The 20,763-nt window shown below is 70.9% G+C and carries 17 protein-coding genes; 10 read left to right on the plus strand and 7 right to left on the minus strand.

Features of this window, described 5'->3' with window-relative positions:
* Positions 1-16: 16 nt before the first annotated feature.
* Together ACFPJ4_RS02205 and ACFPJ4_RS02210 are read right to left on the minus strand one after the other, a co-directional pair.
* Positions 17-1,180, minus strand: a complete 1,164-nt coding sequence (locus tag ACFPJ4_RS02205; protein WP_386738653.1) for an acyl-CoA dehydrogenase family protein — start codon at positions 1,178-1,180, stop codon at positions 17-19.
* 89 nt (positions 1,181-1,269) lie between these two features.
* Positions 1,270-1,863, minus strand: a complete 594-nt coding sequence (locus tag ACFPJ4_RS02210) for a TetR/AcrR family transcriptional regulator (RefSeq protein ID WP_386738654.1) — start codon at positions 1,861-1,863, stop codon at positions 1,270-1,272.
* A gap of 74 nt (positions 1,864-1,937) precedes the next feature.
* Between ACFPJ4_RS02210 and ACFPJ4_RS02215 the strand changes: the two genes are divergently transcribed.
* Genes ACFPJ4_RS02215 through ACFPJ4_RS02230 form a run of 4 tightly spaced genes read left to right on the plus strand, consistent with a single transcriptional unit; the run spans position 1,938 to position 6,877 of the window.
* Positions 1,938-3,545: a carboxyl transferase domain-containing protein gene (locus ACFPJ4_RS02215; RefSeq protein ID WP_386738655.1), complete on the plus strand. Its 1,608-nt coding sequence runs from the start codon at positions 1,938-1,940 to the stop codon at positions 3,543-3,545.
* The gene (locus ACFPJ4_RS02220; protein WP_386739755.1) at positions 3,545-5,584 is read left to right on the plus strand and encodes an acetyl/propionyl/methylcrotonyl-CoA carboxylase subunit alpha; all 2,040 of its coding nucleotides are present in this window, start codon (positions 3,545-3,547) and stop codon (positions 5,582-5,584) included. Before ACFPJ4_RS02215 ends, ACFPJ4_RS02220 begins: the two co-directional genes overlap by 1 nt.
* Positions 5,581-6,072, plus strand: coding sequence for a MaoC family dehydratase (locus tag ACFPJ4_RS02225; protein WP_386738656.1), 492 nt, complete (start codon positions 5,581-5,583; stop codon positions 6,070-6,072). Before ACFPJ4_RS02220 ends, ACFPJ4_RS02225 begins: the two co-directional genes overlap by 4 nt.
* Position 6,073: 1 nt before the next feature.
* Positions 6,074-6,877 (plus strand): HpcH/HpaI aldolase/citrate lyase family protein, encoded by an 804-nt coding sequence (locus ACFPJ4_RS02230; protein ID WP_386738657.1) that lies wholly within the window; start codon positions 6,074-6,076, stop codon positions 6,875-6,877.
* A gap of 16 nt (positions 6,878-6,893) precedes the next feature.
* Here ACFPJ4_RS02230 and ACFPJ4_RS02235 read toward each other — a convergent pair whose 3' ends face one another.
* Together ACFPJ4_RS02235 and ACFPJ4_RS02240 are read right to left on the minus strand one after the other, a co-directional pair.
* On the minus strand, positions 6,894-7,583 hold the full coding sequence (locus ACFPJ4_RS02235; protein WP_386738658.1) for a response regulator: 690 nt from the start codon (positions 7,581-7,583) through the stop codon (positions 6,894-6,896).
* A complete protein-coding gene (locus ACFPJ4_RS02240) occupies positions 7,580-9,172 on the minus strand; it encodes an ATP-binding protein (RefSeq protein WP_386738659.1) in 1,593 nt (530 codons plus the stop codon). Before ACFPJ4_RS02240 ends, ACFPJ4_RS02235 begins: the two co-directional genes overlap by 4 nt.
* 156 nt (positions 9,173-9,328) lie before the next feature.
* On the opposite strand from ACFPJ4_RS02240, the gene ACFPJ4_RS02245 reads away from it, so the two are divergent.
* Together ACFPJ4_RS02245 and ACFPJ4_RS02250 are read left to right on the plus strand one after the other, a co-directional pair.
* Positions 9,329-10,702 (plus strand): cation:dicarboxylate symporter family transporter, encoded by a 1,374-nt coding sequence (locus ACFPJ4_RS02245; protein ID WP_386738660.1) that lies wholly within the window; start codon positions 9,329-9,331, stop codon positions 10,700-10,702.
* Positions 10,703-10,796: 94 nt separating this feature from the next.
* Positions 10,797-11,621: a carbon-nitrogen hydrolase family protein gene (locus ACFPJ4_RS02250; protein WP_386738661.1), complete on the plus strand. Its 825-nt coding sequence runs from the start codon at positions 10,797-10,799 to the stop codon at positions 11,619-11,621.
* Positions 11,622-11,660: 39 nt separating this feature from the next.
* Here the strand turns inward: ACFPJ4_RS02250 and ACFPJ4_RS02255 are convergent, their stop codons facing one another.
* Both ACFPJ4_RS02255 and ACFPJ4_RS02260 read right to left on the minus strand, forming a co-directional pair.
* Positions 11,661-12,308: a TetR/AcrR family transcriptional regulator gene (locus ACFPJ4_RS02255; protein ID WP_386738662.1), complete on the minus strand. Its 648-nt coding sequence runs from the start codon at positions 12,306-12,308 to the stop codon at positions 11,661-11,663.
* Positions 12,309-12,424: 116 nt separating this feature from the next.
* The gene (locus tag ACFPJ4_RS02260) at positions 12,425-13,624 is read right to left on the minus strand and encodes an aminotransferase class I/II-fold pyridoxal phosphate-dependent enzyme (protein ID WP_386738663.1); all 1,200 of its coding nucleotides are present in this window, start codon (positions 13,622-13,624) and stop codon (positions 12,425-12,427) included.
* A 117-nt stretch (positions 13,625-13,741) separates the two neighbouring features.
* Here ACFPJ4_RS02260 and ACFPJ4_RS02265 point away from each other — a divergent pair, with 117 nt between their 5' ends.
* The 4 genes from ACFPJ4_RS02265 (at position 13,742) to ACFPJ4_RS02280 (ending at position 17,826) form a co-directional block, all read left to right on the plus strand.
* Positions 13,742-14,284, plus strand: a complete 543-nt coding sequence (locus ACFPJ4_RS02265) for a hypothetical protein (protein WP_386738664.1) — start codon at positions 13,742-13,744, stop codon at positions 14,282-14,284.
* A gap of 116 nt (positions 14,285-14,400) precedes the next feature.
* On the plus strand, positions 14,401-15,036 hold the full coding sequence (locus ACFPJ4_RS02270) for a PKD domain-containing protein (RefSeq protein ID WP_386738665.1): 636 nt from the start codon (positions 14,401-14,403) through the stop codon (positions 15,034-15,036).
* Between the two features lie 100 nt (positions 15,037-15,136).
* Complete coding sequence (locus tag ACFPJ4_RS02275; RefSeq protein ID WP_386738666.1) at positions 15,137-16,591, plus strand: S1C family serine protease; 1,455 nt, start codon at positions 15,137-15,139, stop codon at positions 16,589-16,591.
* Between the two features lie 194 nt (positions 16,592-16,785).
* Positions 16,786-17,826 carry a glycosyltransferase family 2 protein gene (locus ACFPJ4_RS02280; protein ID WP_386738667.1) on the plus strand — a complete coding sequence of 347 codons (1,041 nt, stop codon included), beginning with the start codon at positions 16,786-16,788 and terminating at the stop codon, positions 17,824-17,826.
* Between the two features lie 13 nt (positions 17,827-17,839).
* On the opposite strand, the gene ACFPJ4_RS02285 is transcribed toward ACFPJ4_RS02280, so the two are convergent.
* Complete coding sequence (locus ACFPJ4_RS02285) at positions 17,840-20,692, minus strand: CDP-glycerol glycerophosphotransferase family protein (protein WP_386738668.1); 2,853 nt, start codon at positions 20,690-20,692, stop codon at positions 17,840-17,842.
* Positions 20,693-20,763 lie beyond the last annotated feature (71 nt).

A 20,763-nucleotide genomic window follows, 5' to 3' on the forward strand; every position in this document is an offset into this window, starting at 1 on the left:
CGCGGCGCGCGCGAGGTCACAGGCCGAGCGTCCGGGCGATCAGCATGAGCTGCACCTCGCTCGTGCCCTCGCCGATCTCGAGGATCTTGCTGTCGCGGTAGTGCCGGGCCACCGGGTAGTCGTTCATGAACCCGTAGCCGCCGTGGATCTGGGTGGCGTCGCGGGCGTTGTCCATGGCGGCCTCGGAGGCGACGAGCTTGGCGATCGAGGCCTGCTTCTTGAACGGCTTGCCCGCGAGCAGCAGGGCCGCGGCGTCGTAGTACGCGGTCCGGGCCACATGGGCGCGCGCCTCCATGCGGGCGATCTTGAAGGCGATGCCCTGGTTGGCGGCGATCGGGCGGCCGAAGGCCTCCCGCTGCGTCGCGTAGGCGACGCTGGCATCCACGCAGCCCTGGGCCGCGCCGACGGCGAGGGCCGCGATCGCGATGCGCCCCTCGTCGAGGATGCGCAGGAAGTTGGCGTAGCCGCGCCCGCGCTCGCCGAGCAGGTTGGCCTCGGGCACGTGCACGTCGGTCAAGGTCAGAGGGTGGGTGTCCGAGGCCTTCCAGCCGACCTTGTCGTAAGCCGGCTCGACCGTCAGGCCCGGGGTCTGCGCGGGTACGACGATCGTCGAGATCTCTTTCCCGCCATCCGGACCGACGCCGGTGACGGCCGTGACCGTGATGAGCGCTGTGATGTCGGTGCCCGAGTTCGTGATGAACTGCTTGCTGCCGTCGATGACCCAGTGGTCGCCGTCGAGGACGGCCCGGGTGCGGGTTCCACCCGCGTCGCTGCCGGCCCCCGGCTCGGTGAGGCCGAAGGCGGCGAGCTGCCGGCCGCTGGTGAGGGCCGGGAGCCATTCCCCCTTCTGCGCGTCGGTTCCGAAGCGGTGGATCGGCATCGCCCCGAGCGAGACGCCGGCCTCGAGGGTGATGGCGACGCTCTGGTCGACCTTGGCGAGCTCCTCGATGGCGAGGCAGAGGGCGAAGTAGTCGCCGCCCATGCCGCCGTACTCCTCGGGGAAGGGGAGCCCGAACAGGCCCATCTCGGCCATGCCTGCGACCACCTCGTAGGGGAAGCTGTGCTGCGCATCGTGCTCCGCCGAGACGGGGGCGACGACGGTTCGCGCGAAGTCGGCGACGGATGCCGCGAGCTGTCGGTAGTCATCCGGAAGATTCCCGGTGGCCAGGTAGTCGGTCATGGCCCCTCGTCGGACGCGTCGTCAGGTACGCATCATGCGCGGCCAGGTTAGCAAGCGATAACCGAAAAGCCCAGGGGGAGGGACTCGGTTCAGCGCGCGGGGACCGTGCCGAGCAGGGTCACGAGCGCGGTCTCGGCCAGCACCCGCCGTACATCCGTCGCCGGGTCGAGTCGCGCGGTGTACGGCGTGGAGTTCAGCACCCCGAAGGCGGCGTGCATCTTGATCTCGAGGTCGGCGGGCGAGAGCTCGGGTCGCAGTCGCGCCACGATCTGCTGCCAGCCCTGGAGGTAGCGGCGCTGGATCTCGCGCACCCGATGATTCGCCTCGGCGGGCAGCTGGGCCAGTTCGCGATCCTGGATGCGGATGACGTCGCGCTCGCTCATCGCGAAGTCGACATGGAACTCGATGAGGTTCGTGAGCGTGGCGAGATCGTCCGCGCCCTGGGCCACCGTCGCCTCGAAGCCGGCCATGAGGCGTTCGCTCGAATCCATCAGGAGCTCGACGAGCATCGCCTCCTTGCTCGCGAAGTGCCGGTAGAGCGCCGGACCGCTCACCCCGACCGCGGCGCCGAGGTCTTCGATCGAGACCGCGCGGTAGCCGCGCTCGGCGAACAGATGCCCCGCGGCCGCGAGGTACTTCTCGCGGCGGTGGGCCTTCTCGGTCGCCCGCCAGGTCTCTGCCACGATCCGATCCTAGGGCGGTGGACATCTCAGTTAGTGCTCAGTAACCTGAGGGAGACCGAACGGACGGACGTGCGATGGACAGGCTGAGCAGCTCCGCTCGGGCCGGCAGCCCGGAGTTCCTCGCGAACGCCGCGGCTCAGCGCGCCGCCGTCGACGAACTGCGCGCGCGGCTGGCGACGGCCGCGCTCGGCGGCACCGCGGCATCCCGTGAGCGGCATCTGGGCCGGGGCAAGCTGCTGCCGCGTGAGCGCATCGAGCGGCTGCTCGACCGGGGCAGCCCCTTTCTCGAGATCGCCCCGCTCGCCGCGAACGGGATGTACGACGACGAGGTGCCGGGCGCGGGCGTGATCGCGGGCATCGGGCTCGTGCACGGGCGGCAGGTGATGATCGTCGGCAACGACGCCACGGTCAAGGGCGGCACCTACCTGCCGGTCTCGGTCAAGAAGCACCTGCGGGCCCAGGAGATCGCCGAGCAGAACGAGCTGCCCTGCGTGTACCTGGTCGACTCGGGGGGCGCCTTCCTGCCGATGCAGGACGAGGTCTTCCCCGATCGCGACCACTTCGGCCGGATCTTCTACAACCAGGCCAGGATGTCGGCCCGCGGCATCGCGCAGATCGCCGCGGTTCTCGGCTCCAGCACCGCGGGCGGAGCGTACGTGCCGGCGATGAGCGACGAGACGGTCATCGTGGCGAACCAGGGCACGATCTTCCTGGGGGGACCGCCGCTCGTGAAGGCGGCGACCGGGGAGGTGGTCAGCGCCGAGGAGCTCGGGGGAGGGGTGACCCACACGCGGTACTCCGGGGTCGCCGATCACCTGGCCGACGACGACGCGCACGCCCTGCAGATCGTGCGCGACATCGTGGCGCAGCTTCCCGCGCCGCGCGAGCGAGCCTGGGAGGTCGTCGCGGCGACGGAGCCCGTCGTCGATCCGGCCGAGCTCTACGGCGTCGTGCCGACCGGCCTGCAGACCCCCTACGACGCGCGCGAGATCATCGCGCGGATCGTCGACGGCAGCGAGTTCCACGAGTTCAAGCGCGACTACGGGGCCACCCTGGTGACGGGATTCGCGCGGATCCACGGCCATCCGGTCGGCATCGTCGCCAATAACGGGGTGCTGTTCTCGGAATCCGCGCTCAAGGGCGCGCACTTCATCGAGCTGTGCGACGCGCGCAAGGTCCCGCTGCTGTTCCTGCAGAACGTCACGGGGTTCATGGTCGGTCGCGACTACGAGCGCGGCGGCATCGCCAAGCACGGCGCCAAGATGGTCACCGCCGTCGCCTGCGCCCGGGTCCCCAAGTTGACCGTAGTGGTCGGCGGCTCGTTCGGGGCCGGCAACTACTCGATGAGCGGTCGCGCCTTCTCCCCGCGTTTTCTCTGGATGTGGCCGGCCGGCCGCATCTCGGTGATGGGCGGGCCGCAGGCGGCTTCGGTGCTGTCGACCGTGCGCCGCGAGCAGGTGGAGGCCTCGGGGGCCACCTGGTCGGAGGCCGAAGAGGCGGCGTTCGCGGCGCCGATCCTGGAGCAGTACGAGCGACAGGGCAGCCCGTACTACGCGACGGCGCGGCTCTGGGACGACGGCATCATCGATCCCGCCGACACCCGCCGGGTGGTCGGGATGGCCCTCGAGGTGTGCTCGCGGGCGCCGATGGACGACGTCTCGTACGGCGTCTTCAGGATGTGATCGGCGTGTTCGAGACGGTACTGGTCGCCAACCGGGGCGAGATCGCGTGTCGGGTGATCCGCACCCTGCGCGCGCTCGGCATCCGGTCGATCGCGGTCTTCAGCGACGCGGATGCCGGGGCCCGGCACGTCGGACTGGCCGACGCGGCGGTGCGCATCGGTTCTGCGGACGCGAGCGACAGCTACCTCAACATCGAGCGGATCGTGGCGGCGGCGCTCGCACACGGCGCTCAGGCGATCCATCCGGGCTACGGATTCCTCGCCGAGAATGCGGCGTTCGCACGCGCCTGCGCCGACGCCGGCATCGTGTTCGTCGGACCCGGGGTCGAGGCGATCGAGATCATGGGCGACAAGATCAGGGCCAAGGCTCACGTCGCGTCCCGGGGCGTGCCCGTGGTGCCGGGCCTCGCCGAGCCCGGTCTCGGCGACGACGCGCTCGCCGAGGCGTCTCGCGCGATCGGGTTCCCCGTGCTCATCAAGCCGTCGGCGGGTGGGGGCGGCAAGGGCATGCACCTCGTCCGGGCCGAGGGAGAACTCGTCGCGGCGATCGCCGCGGCGCGGCGCGAGGCGGCGTCGTCGTTCGGCGACGACACGCTCTTCGTGGAGCGCTACGTGACGAGCCCGCGGCACATCGAGGTGCAGGTGCTGGCCGACGACGCCGGCACGACCGTGCACCTGGGCGAGCGGGAGTGCTCGCTGCAGCGTCGCCATCAGAAGGTGGTGGAGGAGGCCCCGTCGATCCTGCTCGACGAGGCGACTCGCGCGCGCATCGGCTCGGCCGCGGTCGAGACGGCGAGGAGCGTCGGCTACCGCGGGGCGGGCACCGTCGAGTTCCTGGTGTCAGCCGACGCGCCCGGCGAGTTCTTCTTCATGGAGATGAACACCCGGCTGCAGGTGGAGCATCCGGTGACCGAGCTCGTGACCGGGCTCGATCTGGTGGAGTGGCAGCTGCGGATCGCCGCGGGAGAGAGCCTCGACTTCGCCCAGAGCGACGTCGTGCTGCACGGCCACGCGGTCGAGGCCCGGGTCTACGCGGAGGATCCCCGTCGCGGCTTCCTCCCCACCGGCGGCACGGTGCTCGCGCTCTCGGAGCCCGTGGCCGAGCACGTGCGGGTGGACTCGGCCCTCCGCCCCGACCTGCACGTCACCCCCGACTACGACCCGATGCTCGCCAAGGTCATCGCCTGGGCGCCCGACCGGCCGACGGCGCTGCGTCGGCTGCGCGCGGCGCTCGGCGAGATGGCGACCCTCGGGGTCGCGAACAATGTGGCGTTCCTGCGGGAGTTGCTGGCGGATCCGGATGTCGTCGCCGGCGAGCTCGACACCGGCCTGATCGAGCGTCGCCTCGAGACGCCCGAGTTCGGCCGCCCCGGGGCCTCCGCTGCTGCCACCTTCGCGGAGGCCGCGCTCATCCTGCACGCCCTCGACGCGGCGGGCGCGGATGCCGGGCCGTGGCGGTACGACGGCTGGCGGCTCGGCGCCGCGTCGCCGGCCCGCTACCACCTGGTGGGCGTGGCCGAGGGGGAGGCGGTCAGTGTGGCGGTCACCGGTGGGGCGACGCACGCGCTCGTGCAGCTCGACGAGGAGGGCCGGATCGGCTCGGTGCAGCTCGACGGCGCGCGCGCCCGGGTGCGGATCGGCGACGCGAGCCGCACCCTGTGGTTCGCCCGCGACGGACTCCGGCTGCACCTCGGCCACGACGGCTCGGCCTGGGCGTTCGACGACCTCGGGGTCGCGCGACGTGCGAGCGGAACGGCGGCCACGAACCCGGAGCTGCGCTCGCCCATGCCCGGTTCGGTCGTCGCCGTCTTCGTCGACGAGGGTGGGCACGTCGACGCGGGCACCCCGGTGCTCGCGATCGAGGCCATGAAGATGGAACATGTGCTGCGGGCTCCGCAGAGCGGCACCGTCGAGTTGCGGGTGGGCCTCGGGGCCCAGGTCACCGGTGACCAGGTGGTGGCCTCGGTCGTGGCCGACGCCGCATCGGGCGACGGTTCGGTCACGGACGATGCGGGCACGGATGAGGGAGAGAGCAGATGACGGAGCGGCGGATCGAGCAGCGCGGCCTGTACTTCGAGGAGCTCGACGAGCAGGCGGTCTACGTGCACAGCCCCGGGCGGACCGTGACCGAGGCCGACAACGTGCTGTTCACGACCCTGACCATGAACACGCAGTCCCTGCACCTCGACGCGGAATGGGCGAAGTCGACCGAGTTCGGCGAGCGGCTGATCAACAGCATGTTCACCCTGTCGACGCTCGTCGGGGCCTCGGTCGCGCAGCTGACCCAGGGCACCATCGTGGCGAACCTGGGCTTCGGCGACGTGCGGTTTCCGCATCCCATGCGCGCGGGCGACACGATGTACTCCGAGACCCGCGTGCTCTCGAAGCGGCTCTCGAAGAGCCGCCCGGGCCAGGGCGTCGTCGAGTTCGAGCACACGGCCCGCAACCAGCACGGCGAGGTCGTCGCGGTCGCGCGCCGCTCGGCGCTCATGCTCTGCCTGCCCGAGCCGCACACCGAGGAGGCCTGAGGTGCTCGCCGGCCCGGCGCTGCTGTTCTGCCCTGCGGATCGGCCGGAGCGGTTCGCGAAGGCGGCCGCGGCGGCCGACGCGGTGATCCTCGACCTGGAGGACGGCGTCGCGCGGGAGGCCAAGGATCGCGCGAGGGCCGCGGTGGTGGCGTCCTCGCTCGATCCGGCCCGCACGATCGTGCGCATCAACCCCTCGTCGAGCGGGCTGTGGGAGAGCGACCTCGCGGCGCTCGCCGAGACGCCCTATCGCACGGTCATGCTGCCCAAGGCCGAGAGCGCCGGCGAGGCGGAACGACTGGCCGGATTCGAGGTGATCGCGCTCTGCGAAAGCCCGCGCGGGGTCAGGAACGCCGACGAGCTGGCGGCATCGCCGAACGTCGTGGCGCTCAGTTGGGGCGCCGAGGACCTCGTCGCCGCGCTCGGCGGGACGTCGAGCCGGTTCGCGAGCGGGGAGTACCGGCAGTACGCGCACTACGCGCGGTCGCGGGTGCTCATCGCCGCCGCGAGCGAGGGCAAGGCGGCGTTCGACACCGTGCACCTGGACATCGCCGATCAGGCCGGGCTGCGGGCCGAGGCCGACGACGCCCGGGCCTCCGGTTTCGCGGGAGCGATGTGCATCCACCCGAGCCAGGTCGAGCTGATCCGGGCCGCGTTCCGCCCGAGCGCCGACGAGGTGGCGTGGGCCCGGGGCGTGCTCTCGGCGGCGGCCGCGGCATCCGGCGGCGTCTTCGTCTTCGAGGGACGGATGGTCGACGAACCGCTGCTGCGGCAGGCGCGGCAACTCATCGCGCGGGCGCACGACTGACCCGGCGACCGGGCGGTCAGGGCCGCCAGGAGTACTCGACCTCGGGCCGGCCGGGAGCGCCGTAGCGCTGCGTCCGCGTGACCATGCCGAGGTCGGCGAGATGCTCGAGGTAGCGCCGCGCGGTCACCCGTGACAGCGCCAGCGGCGCCGCCACCTCGCTGGCCGACACGGGAGCCGTGGCCTGACGGATGCGCGCCGAGACCGCGTCGAGGGTCACCGAGGAGAGCCCCTTGGGCAGCTGCGCCGTCGCGGCCGGGCCGCGGGCCGCGAACAGCTCGTCGGCATCCTGCTGCGTGGCGCTGCGGGTGGCGCTCTCCCACCTGCTGGCGTAGCGGCGGTAGTGGTCGAGCTTCTCGCGGAACACCGCGAACCCGAACGGCTTGATGAGGTACTGGACGGCGCCGAGGCCGAGGGCCGCCTGCAGCGCCTCGGTCTGCCGCACCGCGGTCACCGCGATGAAGTCGATGTCGATCTTCGCGGCCCGCAGTGCCCGCGCGAGGTCGAGGCCGCTGGCGTCGGGAAGGGTGATGTCGAGCAGCAGCAGGTCGACCGGGGTACCGGCGTCGCGCGCGGCGATGATCTGCGCGTGCGCCTCCCGGGCGGTCGAGCAACTGCCCACGAGCTCGAAGCCCTCGAGGCGACCCAGGTAGTTCGCGTGGGCGGCCGCGGTGAGCGGTTCGTCTTCGACCACGAGGACGCGGATCACGGGGTCGCCCCCAGCGGAAGGCGCACGATGACGGTGGTCGGAGTGCCCGGGGCGAAGGCGATCGTGCCGCCGTGCTCCTCGACGATCCGGCGCACCACGCCCAGTCCGAGGCCGTGCGCCCCGCCGTCGTCGGCCTTGCTCGTGACGCCCGGGGCGAAGACGTCGGTCCCCTCGGGGATGCCCGGCCCGGTGTCGGTGATGTCGAGCACGACGTCGGCCGCCTCGCCGCGGATCCGCACGCCGACGCGACGCGGCGCGGGCGAGCGGCGCACGGCATCCAGCGCGTTGTCGACCAGGTTGCCGACGACCGACACCGTCTCGTTCGGGCTGAGCGGCAGGACGACGCCGTCGGCGAGGTCGACGTCGAGGATGACGCCGCGTTCGGTCGCGGTGGCCGCTTTGCCCAGCAGCAGGGCCGCCAGCACCGGGCTGGCATCCCGGCCGTTGACCGCGTCGGCGAGACCTTGGCTCGTGCGCGAGATGTCGTCGATGAGGGCCGAGACCTCCTCGGCGCGGCCCATCTCGATCAGGGAGGCGATGGTGTGCAGCGTGTTCAGGTGCTCGTGCGACTGCGACTGCAGCGCCTCGCTCATGGTCCGGATCGACTCGAGCTCGCCGAGGATCGCCTGAAGCCGGCTCTGGTCGCGCAGGGTCATGACGGCGCTGTGCGCCCCGGCCGGTTCGCGGCCCGTGGTGAGGGCCGGCTCCTGGTTGACGAGCAGCACCCGCCCCTCGGCGACGTGGGTCTCTTCGATGACCCGGCGACCGGAATCGAGCAGTGCCGCGACATCCGGATCGATGTCGAGTTCGCCCGCGGTGCGTGGGGGGAGGGACTCCGGCGCCGGGGGCAGCCCGAGCAGGTCGGCGGCTTCGTCGTTGTACAGCACGACGCGGTGCTGGGGATCGGTCAGCACGACGCCCTCGCGCACCGAGTGCAGCACCGACTCGTAGAACTGGACCATGCGGCTCATCTGCTGCGGCGCCAACCGTCCCGTCATGCGCCATAACGAGCGCCTGGTGAAGGCCGCGGCCGCCGCGCCCAGCAGGACGACGAGGATCGACAGCCCTACCAGGAACGGAACGCGCGGCAGCACCGCCGTCGACACCTTCGCGGTCGTCACCCCGGCAGAGACCATGCCGACGAGCCTGCCGTGGTCGGTGATCGGCACGACCGCACGCACCGAGGGACCGAGGGTGCCGGTGTAGGTCTCGGTGATGCTCCTGCCCTGCTGCGCCGCCGAGATCGTCCCGAGGAAGTGCTGGCCGATCTGGGCGGGGTCGGGATGCGTGAAGCGGATCCCGTTCGGGTCCATGATCGTCACGAAGTCGACGTGCGCCGACTTCATCACGGCCAGGGCGTACGGCTGCAGGGCGGCCGTCGGGTCGCTCGCCTCGATCGCACTCGTGACGGCGGGGTCGGAGGCGATCGTCTGGCTCACCGCGAGGCTCTTGGCCGCGGCGTCATCCGAGACCGACCGCTGGGCGTCGAGGACCAGGATGACGAGCAGCACGGCGCCGATGACGAGGACGGCGAGAACCTGCACGCCGAAGACCCTGCCCGCAACGCTCCACGTGCGCGTGTGCCGCATCGCCCCACCTCCGCGTCAAGTATGAACCGCGGGCAGGAGGGGGCCGGCGACCAATATGAACACAAGCTTCTGGGTCGGGGGCGATCACCTCATGCTGGTCGGAATCACCCGTCACGAGGCCGGAGACATCGACGTTCCGGCCGGATTGGACCTCTCATGGCAACGACGCCCCGGGCCGCACGTCGGCTCGATCGGAATCACATCCTCTACATCGCGGTCATCGTCGCGGTTCTCGCCGGCGCGATCGTCGGCCTGGCTGCGCCGGGCTTCGCCGTCGGGCTCGCGCCGATCGGCACCGGATTCGTGGCCCTGATCAAGATGATGATCGCGCCGGTCATCTTCTGCACGATCGTGATCGGCGTCGGATCGATCGCGAAGGCGGCGACGGTCGGCAAGATCGGCGGTCTCGCGATCGGCTACTTCATGGTCATGTCGACGTTCGCGCTCGGCATCGGCCTGATCGTGGGCAACATCATCCACCCCGGCACGGGGCTGAACATCGCCGGCGCCAGCTACCACAGCACGACCGAGCCGGTCGGCGCCCAGGACTTCATCCTCGGCATCATCCCGGCCACCCTGTTCTCGTCCCTGACGGGCGGCAGCGTGCTGCAGGTGCTGCTGGTGGCACTGCTCACCGGCTTCGCGCTGCAGTCGCTCGGGGCGAAGGGCGTGCCGGTGCTCGACGCGGTCAAGAGCCTGCAGGCGCTCGTGTTCCGCATCCTCTCGATGATTCTCTGGGTCGCCCCGATCGGCGCCTTCGGGGCCATCGCCGGCGTCGTCGGCGCGACCGGGTGGAGCGCGGTCGTGAGCCTCGCGACGCTCATGATCGCCTTCTACCTGACCTGCTTCCTCTTCATCGCCGTGGTGCTCGGACTGCTGCTGAAGGCAGTCACGGGGGTCAACATCTTCCGCCTGATCGGCTACCTCGGCCGCGAGTACCTGCTGATCGTCGGCACCTCCTCGTCGGAGGCGGCGTTGCCGCGGCTCATCGCCAAGATGGAGCACGCCGGGGTGTCGAAGCCGGTCGTGGGCATCACCGTGCCGACGGGCTACTCGTTCAACCTCGACGGAACCGCGATCTACCTGACGATGGCCTCGCTGTTCATCGCCAACGCCATGGGCAAGGCGATGTCGATTCCCGAGCAGATCGGCCTGCTGGCGTTCATGATCATCGCCTCCAAGGGCGCGGCGGGCGTCACCGGCGCGGGTCTCGCGACCCTGGCCGGCGGACTGCAGACCTACCGCCCCGACCTCGTGAACGGCGTCGGCGTCATCGTGGGCATCGACCGCTTCATGTCGGAGGCGCGAGCCGTGACCAACTTCACGGGCAACGCGGTCGCGACCCTGCTGCTCGGTTCGTGGACCCGGCAGCTCGACAAGGGGCGGCTCGTCGAGGTGCTCTCGGGGCGGCTGCCGTTCGACGAGGCCGAGTTCGGCCGACGCGACGATCACGCGACGAACCCGGTCGGCGCCTCCTCGACCCCGCAGGACTCGAATGCAGCGGTTCCCGAGCTGACGTCCAGCCGGTAAGCGCACGCAAGCGCAGCGGGTCCCGGTCGGAGCAGGCCGGGGCCCGCTGGCGTGAAAGGAGACGGGGATCGGCCCGCCCTCCTAGGCTGTCGTCATGGCCGATGCAGCCGAGACCCCGATCGCGATCGCCGTCGCGCAGTTCGCGCCCGGTGACGACCCCGACGCCAACCTCGAGCAGATGGCGCGCCTGGCCGGCGACGCGGCCAACCGGGGCGCCATGATGGTCGTCTTCCCCGAGTACTCGTCGTACTTCAGCCCCACGATGGCGGGAGCCGACGCGGTCGCCCATGCGCAGACGCTGCACGGCCCCTTCGTTCGGGCGCTCGCCGAGCTGGGGGCCGAGTTGGGCATCCATCTCGTCGCGGGAATCGTCGAGCGCGTTCCCGACGACGACCACCGGGTGGCGAACACGCTCGTCGCCCTCAACGACCAGAGCGAGCTGGTCGCCCACTACCGCAAAGTGCACCTCTACGACGCCTTCGGCCAGCGCGAGAGCGACTGGATCGTGCCCGGACCGATCGAGCAGCCGGCCACCTTCGCGTTCGGCGGCTTCACCGTCGGACTGCAGACCTGCTACGACCTGCGATTCCCCGAGGTGACCCGGCGGCTCGTCGATGCCGGAGCCGAGCTGATCCTGTTGCCGAGCGCGTGGGTGCGCGGTCCGCTCAAGGAGGCGCACTGGCGCACCCTCATCACCGCGCGCGCGATCGAGAACACCGTGTACGTCGCGACCGCCGACCAGGCGCCGCCGATCGGCGTGGGCAACAGCATGGTCGTGGATCCGATGGGCGTCGAGGTCGTCACCCTGGGCGAGAACACGGGCGTCGCGGTCGCCTGGATCACTCCCGCCCGCGTCGCCGAGGTGCGCCGCGTCAACCCCTCGCTCGCCTTGCGTCGATTCCGGGTGGAACCGCGGTAGCGCGCCGGCTCGGACGGCGAACCGCCGTGTGGGGTCGACTCAGCGGAGGCCGGACGGGCCGGTCGCGTATTCGATGAAGGCCGCCTTGCCGGGCCCGGTGTCGACCGCATCCGTGTCCACCGAGCGCTCGAGCAGCATGACGAGACCGTTGACCAGCTGATCGAGCTCCTCGTGCGGCGCCGTCAGGGCCGTGCCCGCGGCGACGGTCGTGATGACGGCGGACAGCGATGGCGAGTCGACGTCGTGGCGCACCATCCCCACCTTCTTCATGCGGTCGATGAAGCCGTCGCCGATCCCCAGCCGGGGCATGAAGTCGAAGCCGTACGCGCCGCGCATGATCGAGTTCAGGGCGCTCGGATCCGTCAGGTAGAGGGCTCGGGCGAGCGGTCGCTCGTGCACGGCGCCGATGGTGTGCCGGTAGATGCGCGACAGCTTGCCGCCCTGGGGGTCCCGCTCGATGTGATCGATGACCGCCCGGAAGATCCCGCGGTACTCGCGGTTGACGAGGCCGACGAAGAGCTCGCCGGGCGAGGCGAACAGCTGCAGCAGCTCACCCTCGGTGATCCGGGCGCGGGCCGCGATCTCGCGCATGCTCGCCGACTCGAAGCCGTCATCGAGAACGATCGCGGATGCCGTGTCGAGCACACGGTCGACATCAGAGGGCGAGGCCACGGCGGTCGCTTTCATGGGGCAACGGATGCTGCATCGGGGATCGAATCCCCTCAGCCTACGGGGACGGGACGACCAGTCTGTCCACCCCGGGCGAAGGAACCGGATATCACCCCCGCCTCACCCCGGACGGGTCAGGTGCGACGCAACTGCGCCAGCTGAGCCGACGCCCGATCGAGCACCTCCGCGCGCTTGCAGAACGCGAATCGCACGAGAGATCGGTAGTCGGCGTGACGCTCCGGCCGCACGAATGCGGTGAGGGGGATGCCGGCCACACCCGCGAGCTGGGGCAGCCGGCGGCAGAACTCCACGGCGTCGATGAATCCGAGGGGGGCGGCGTCGGCGATGATGAAGTACGAGCCGTCGGGCCTGCTGACCTCGAAGCCCGCGCGACGCAGACCGGAGCCGAGCAGCTCGCGCTTGACGGCGAGGGCGGCGGCGGCATCCGCGAAGTAGGAGTCGGGCAGGCCGAGCCCGGTCGCGATCGCGGGCTGGAACGGGGCACCGCTGACGTAGCTGAGGAACTGCTTGACCGCGAGGATCGCGTCGAGCAGCTCGGGCGGCGCGATGAGCCAGCCGATCTTCCAGCCGGTCGTGCTGAAGGTCTTGCCGCCACTGGAGATGGTGACGGTGCGTTCGCGCGCTCCGGGCAGGGTCGAGATCGGGATGTGCTCGACGCCGAAGACCAGGTGTTCGTACACCTCGTCGGTGACGATGATCGCGTCGTGCCGGTGGGCGAGTTCCACGATGAGTTCAAGGGCTTCGCGGTCGAGCACCGTGCCGGTCGGGTTGTGGGGGGAGTTGATCAGGATGACGCGGGTGCGATCCGTGACGGCGGCGCGCAGCCGGTCGAGGTCGGGCCGGAACGCAGGGGCCGGCAGCGCGACCGTCACGTGCACACCGCCGGCAAGCGCGATCATCGCCGCGTAGGAGTCGTAGAACGGCTCGAAGGTGACGACCTCGTCGCCCGCATCGACGAGGGCCAGCAGGGTGGCCGCGATCGCCTCGGTGGCTCCGGTCGTGACCAGCACCTCGCGCTCGGGATCGACCCGCAGGCCGTAGAAGCGCTGTTGATGATTCGCGATGGCCTCGAGCAGAACCGGCATGCCGCGTCCGGGTGGGTATTGGTTGAGGCCCTCGTCGATCGCCCGCTTGGCGGCCTCGAGCACGGCACGTGGGCCGTCCTCGTCGGGGTAACCCTGACCCAGATTGATCGCCCCGGTGCGCGCGGCGAGTGCCGACATCTCGGCGAAGATCGTCGGACGCAGCTCGCCGTCGTCGCTCAGCAGCATCGCCCCGCGTGCGGCGCGAACCCAGGATCCCGAGACACTCATCCCCGCCAACCTACCGGTGAGGAACGGGGCCTCCTCCCCACTACGTTCGCGGCGACGTCCACCCACACTGTGGATTCCGGATGCCGCGTGCCGAGCCGGTGCCCTACCGTCGTGGGTATGCGCATCGGGTCGTTGCTCCTCACGCTGGGGGTGCTGCTCGCCCTCGCCGGATGTGCCCCCGCCGCGTCGCCCCCGTCGTCGTCGACTCCGAGCGCGACGCCGGTGTTCGCGTCGGATGCGGAGGCGCTGAAGGCGGCGGAGACGGCGTACGCGGCGTACCTGAAGGTGTCGGATCAGGTTGCGCAGGACGGCTGGAAGGACCCGTCGCGGCTGAAGCCGTTCGCTAGAGGTGAAGCCCTTGCTAGAGACAAGGCAACGGCCAACCAGTTTGCTGCAAAGTCCCTCACCCAAGTTGGTAGCACCAGGTATGACAGCGCAAAGGTCGAAGGTGTGTCAGAGCGCGGTCGCGGCATGGTGGTCGTGACGATGTACCTCTGCGTTGACGTTTCGGGAGTGGACGTCCGTGGCCCAGACGGTACCTCTGTCGTTCCCAAAGATCGTCAAACGCGAGTGCCGCTTGAGGTCGATGTCGACAACTTCGAAGAAACCAAAATGAAAGTGAGTCGAAACGACGCATGGTCGGGTACGGACTTCTGCTGACAATGGTTGTGGGTCTGCTCATCGGTGGACCAATTGCGCATTCCGACGGCTGCAGCTTGGGCGAGATTGCTACAGGAGCTTGTTCGGTCGGTGGTTCCGTCGATGGTGGTTCTGCAGTGCTCGAAGGCACCGAGACCGTGCCCGGCACCCCCGGCTCCGGCGCCGGCTCCGGGGCCAAGGGGTCTGCGCCCGATGCCTGCCCGATCGTCCGGTTGGGCAAGTGCTTCGGCACCGTTCCCAAGCCCTCAGACCCGACTCCGGCGGCGCAGCCCATCACGCTGCGGGACATCGCGAGCTTCCGCCCGGCCGCGGGAGTCCAGCACATGGAGCCGAACGGCTGGGTCGTCGCCGGTCTCGACGCCAACATCTACGCCGTCGTCGGCCAGCGGCTCGTCGATGGAGCCCTGCTCGGACGCCCGGCGACCGTGCGCTTCACGCCTGTGGGCTACCGATGGAACTACGGCGACGGCACCGCGGCGGTGCGGTCCACCCAGGGCGCGACCTGGGCATCCCAGGGGCTGCGCGACTTCGATCCGACGCCCACGAGCCACGTCTACGCCGACGAAGGGGAGTACGTCATCCGACTGAGCATCGACTTCCGCGCCGAGTACCGGTTCGGATCATCCGGATTCGTTCCGATCACCGGCACTGTCACGGTTCCCGCGAACGAGCTGTACGTCACGGTGACGGGTGCGAAGACCGTGCTCGTCGAACACGACTGCTCGGCGAACCCCAGCGGCCCCGGATGTTAGGCCGGCCAGCAGGCGAACAGCAGTAGGCTCCCAGCGCCAGTAAATGCAACGCTCAGCTTCGAGCGGGATGCTGGCTCCGCTGAAAGGAGCATCCCGACAAATGCCCGACTCACCCCAGACTCCGTCCGACTCCGAGGTCCCGAACGAGGCGCCGAAGAGCGAGGGCGAGGCACAGAGCATCGAAGCCCAGAGCACTCCGGCCCCGACGTCGCCCGTGAACGCCTCGCCGACCACGCCGGTCGTCGCCCCTGCCGTCACCGCCGACGCGCCGAGCGCCCCCGCTGCCGACACCGCCGCGTACCCGGCCGGCACCCTCCCCGCCGCCGCACCGGCGGTGACCGCCGCGAAGAGGGGCAACGTCGGGCCCCTGATCGCCGCCCTTGCCGTCGGAGCCGTGCTCGGCGGCGCATCCGGGGCGGGCGTCGCCGCATGGGCCGTCAGCGCCAACAGCGGCACGCACACCACGAGCAGCTCACCGCAGACCATCACGGTCAACAACAAGGACGACGTCACCACCGTCACCGCGGTCGCCGCCAAGGCCAGCCCGTCGGTCGTGACCGTGGACGTGTCCGCCAGCAGCGAGGGTGGCACCGGGTCCGGTGTCGTGCTGAGTGCCGACGGCTACGTGCTCACCAACACGCACGTGGTCACCCTCGACGGCAACTCCGCCAACGGGACCATCGAGGTCACCACCTACGACGGCAAGCTCTACAAGGCGACCGTCGTGGGTACCGACCCGATCGTCGATCTGGCGGTCATCAAGCTCCAGGGTGCCAGCGGCCTGCAGCCGATCGAGTTCGGCGACTCGAGCAAGATCAACGTGGGCGACAAGGCGATCGCGATCGGGGCGCCCCTCGGTCTGTCGAACACCGTCACCGACGGCATCGTGAGCGCGCTCAACCGGTCCATCCAGATCGCCTCATCGGCGGTGCCCAACGGCAGCTCGTCCGACGGTGCGACCCCCGCCCCCAACGACGGAAGCAGCCCGTACAACTTCTGGAACTTCAACCAGAACGGCCAGAGCGGATCGAACTCGACGCAGTCCTCCGAGATCTCGCTGCCCGTCATCCAGACGGATGCCCCGATCAACCCCGGCAACTCCGGCGGCGCCCTGCTGAACAGCTCCGGCAAGCTCATCGGGATCAACGTCGCGATCGCGAGCACGGGAAGCACCTCGACCTCGACCCAGTCGGGGTCGATCGGGGTCGGCTTCGCCATCCCTGCCGAACTGGCCAAGCGCATCTCGAGCGAGATCATCAAGACCGGCCACGGCAGCCATGGACTGCTCGGCGCCTCGGTGCAGACCGCGACGAGCGACAACAGCTCGGTCGTCGGGGCGCTGATCGCCGACGTCAGCGCGGGTGCCGGGGCCGACAAGGCGGGACTCAAGAAGGGTGACATCGTCACCTCGTTCAACGGGGTCCCGATCACCAACAGCACCGACCTGACCGCGCAGGTGCGCTTCCTGGCTCCGGGGAGCACCGCCAAGCTCACGTATCTGCGTGGCTCGAGCTCCAGCACCGTGGACGTCACCCTCGGGACGCTCAAGAGCTAGCAGTCAGCAGGATCGGCCGCGAGGGCCGACATACCGCGGGGAGTTGGCCGAGGCCGGCTCCCCGCGGTGTTCCCGGCCCCGTTTCCCGAGCCTGACCTCCGGCAATTCGGCCGCTGCTAAGCTCGTCGCGCCCACCTTTCGATGGGCGATGCCGGCAGCCGCAGACTCCGGTGGTACCCGCGGGGAGCGTGCAGATGGCGACGACGTCACGCCCTGGTGTGTCGTACGTCATGCCCGTGCTCAACGAGGCCGGCTACGTCGAGTCGGCGATCCGGAGCGTGCTCGAGCAGGACTACCGCGGTCCGGTCGAGATCGTGCTGGCCCTCGGCCCCTCGAGCGACGGCACCCGCGCGATCGTCGAGCGTCTCGCGGCGGCCGACCCCCGCATCCGGCTGGTCGAGAACCCCGGTATGGACATCCCCATCGGCCTCAATCTCGCGATCGCCGCCTGCCGCAACCCCGTGATCATCCGGGTGGATGCGCACACCGAGCTCGCCCCCGGCTACACCGAGCGCGGCGTCGCCGACCTCGAGCGCACCGGAGCCGCCACCGTGGGCGGAATCATGGTCGCGACCGGGGCGCCCGGCTTCCAGGCGGCGGCCGCCCGGGCCTACAACAGCCGGTTCGGCCTCGGTGGCGGCGCCTACCACGGCGACGATGCCAAGGAGGGCCCCGCAGAATCCGCCTATCTCGGGATCATGCATGCGGGGCTGCTGGCCGAGGTCGGCGGCTTCGACGAGACCCTGCGCCGCGGCGAGGACTGGGAGCTGAACTACCGACTTCGTCAGGCCGGCCACATCGTGTGGCTCGACCCGAAGCTGCGCGTCACGTACTGGCCGCGCAGCACCGCGACGAAGCTCGCGCGGCAGTTCTTCGCCACCGGGGTGTGGCGCGGAGAGCTGGTGCGGCGGCTCGGCGCACGCAACCCATTGCGGTTCTTCGCCCCGCCCCTGCTCGTGATCGCGACCGTGCTCTCGGTGATCGCGATCCCGTTGCACGCGACCGGGGTGCTGAGCGGGATCGTCGGATGGATCGCCGCGCTCGTCTACCTCGGCCCGGCGCTCTACCTGGTGCTGCTCGCGGTCGCGGGCGCGACGAGCGAGGGAACGCCGGCCGATCGCATCCGGTTCGCGTCCGTCATCGCGATCATGCATTACAGCTGGGGCAGCGGATTCCTGCTCGGAGTCGTGCGCGGCGCCGGCAACGCGGTCGACACCTCCCGCACCGAGAGCTGAGCGCGCGCGCTGCTCAGCCCAGCCAGCCCTCGTCGAGCAGGTGCCGCACGACCCGTTCGCCGGCGTGGCCGTCGTCGAGCGGAGTGAACCGGGCGCGCCAGGCGGCGCGGCGCTCGGCGAAGGCGGGAGCCGCGGCATCCGCCCCCAGCACGGCGGCGCGCAGCCCGTCGCGATCGTGCACGACGGGTCCGGGTGCCTCCGCCAGCAGATCGAAGTAGAAGCCCCGCAGATCGGTGCTGTAGTGCGCCAGGTCGGGGGTGAAGAAGATCATCGGCTTGTCGGTGCCGACGACGTCGAACATCGCCGAGGAGTAGTCGGTCACGAACACGTCGGCGAGTTGCAGCAGATCCGACATGTCCGGGTAGCTCGTGACGTCGATCAGCTGGGCGCCCTCGAGGTCCTGGCCGTAGCGCAGGGTGCGCGAATGGCCGCGCAGCAGCAGCACGTGGTCGCCCCCCAGCTCGCCGGCGAAACTCGCGAGGTCGACGTAGTCGACCATCTCGGTGCGGTCGTCGCGCCAGGTCGGAGCGTAGAGCACCACGCGCGCCGTGTCGCTCAGGCCGAGTACGGCACGCACGGCGCGGATGCGCTCCGGGTGCGCGAACACGTCGTTGCGGGGATAGCCGTGCTGCCAGATCGGGCCGTCCATCGCGTAGGCCGAGCGGAAGATCTCGGCGCTGTACGGATTCTGGGCGAGCAGGGCATCCCAACGGGCGCTCTCGCGCCGGATCGCGATCCGGGTGCGCAACCCCGGGTTGCGATCGAGGGCGAGGCGTTTGAGCATCGTGCCGTGCCAGGTCTGCAGCACCTTCTGATGCGGCCGAGGACGGTACCGCTTGCGCAGCCAGTCGTTCACGACCAGCGTGCGGGCGGCGGCACGCACCCGCCACCACTCACGGCTGCCCTCGACGATCCGGGTCGCGCCGTCGGGCACGGCGACCGAGGCGTCGACGACGCTCCAGTACCGCCGAGTCTCGGGCCGGATGCCGGCGAGCGCCCGATCGATGCCGAGCGGGTTGTCGGAGGCCGACTGGCCGTAGAAGCTCTCGAAGAAGACCGCGTCGTCGGGGGTCGGTCGCGCGCGGCGGTACTCCCGCTCGAGCCGCTTCTGGGCGACGGGCCCGCGCTCGTCGTCGGCGAGCGGCGGCGACACCCGCAGCAGCAGGCCCCCGGCGGTGGCGAGCAGCTGCGCCCGGAACAGCGGATGCCGCAACTCGCCGGGCAACTCGGCATCGACCTCGACGCGCGCCGTGTCGGGTCTGGCGCCCGGTGCGGGTTCGGCCGCCGCCCCGGTGCCGGGTTCGGCGCCGAGCGCGAGCCGGTAGTCGCCCGACGGGAGGGCGAGTCCGGAAGTCCCCCAGCGGGTCGACAGCAGCCGGAAGGTGGCCGTGACGACCCCGTCGGCCGCGACGATCGCGCCCGGGCGCTGGGTTCGTGCGCCGTCGAGCCGCACGGTCCCGACGACGTGCGCGGCCCGGTCGATGGTGATCGTGAGCGCCGGCCCATCGTCGTCGCCCGTTGCGCCGTCGGTGTCGGCGTCGAACCGGGCGGAGGTCACCCGCGAGCGGACCGTCGCGGGCCACGGAACCTCGGCGACGGTCAGGCCGAGTGAGACCGCGATGCCGCTGCGGCGCAGTATCTCGGCCAGCACGCGTTCGGTGCCGCGCCCGTCGAGCAGGTCGATGTGCTCGTCGCGCAACCAGCGCACGTGCGCCGCGGTCGCGGCGGCCGCCGCGGGATCGCGGTCGAGCCGATCGATCATCGCGAGCACGTGCCGCCAGTCGGCGAGCTGTCGGCCGTCGGTGAAGGCGCGGTACGGCGTGTAGAGCCCGCGGGCTCGGGCGTAGTGCTCGACGTCCGGTGCGAGGAACACGATCGGGCCGCCGAGCAGGCTGTAGTCGTAGGCGATCGAGGAGTAGTCGGTGATCAGCAGGTCGATCGCGGGCAGCGCCGGGGTGATCTCGGGCAGGCGCTCGGGATCGAGCATCCGGATGCGGTCCGAGCGCGCCGGTCCGCTCGCGTAGTCGCCGCGGCCGAGCGGATGGGTGCGCAGCAGCAGCACGCTGTCGGTGCGATCCAGCCAGGCGGCGATCGCCTCCCAGTCCGCCTCCCGGGGCACGCCGGGGTCCGCCGCGCCATCGCGCCAGGTGGGGGCCGAGAGCACGAGACGGGCGGTGGTGGGCAGGGGACCGGCGACGGCGTCGATCAGGGCGCGCGCGGTCGCTCGGCGGGACTCGGCGGACCCGGCCAGCAGCACGTCGTCGCGCGGATCGCCCGTCACCACGACGCGTGACGGTGCGACGCCGAACGCGCTGACGATGCGCGTCGCGACGAGAGCCGAGGCGACGGGGAACAGCGAGATACCGCGCCCGCCGTACCGGTAGGCCCTGGCCATCACCGCGCGCACCAGCCGGTGATCGGGCAGGAACGAGACGCGCAGGGCGGCGGGGGCGTCGAGGTGGAGCTTCTTGAGGGGGATGCCGTGCCACAGCTGCACGACGTATCCACCGCGGGTCGCGTAGCGGTTCACGTCGCCGAACCCATGGGTGACCACGAGCACCTTGGCCCGGAGCGTGAGGCGGAAGCCGCGCCATCCGCGCCGCAGCTCGGCGTCGAGCCCCAGCTCGCGTGCCGTCGCGAGCTCGTCGGCGGTGCCGGCGAGCCAGATCAGGCGCACCTGGCCGGGCAGACGCGAGCGGGCCAGCCGGTAGAGCGGCAGGGCTCCCTCGCCGACGCCGATCCCCGAGCCGAACACCCACAGCCGCGGGGTGCGCGGGACGACGAGCGTCGCGAGGGCTCCGAGCGCGTAGAGCGGGAGGCGCAGCACCTTGCGGGCGTTGCCGGCTCCGAAAGTGAAACTCGCCATGGTCGACCACGATTCTGTCACGCCGCGCCGGGACCGGGGCTGTGCCGGGCACCGGCCGGCGGCCGGGAGCT

It is taken from the genome of Lysinimonas soli (genome assembly GCF_042655435.1).
Lineage (GTDB): Bacteria > Actinomycetota > Actinomycetes > Actinomycetales > Microbacteriaceae > Lysinimonas > Lysinimonas soli.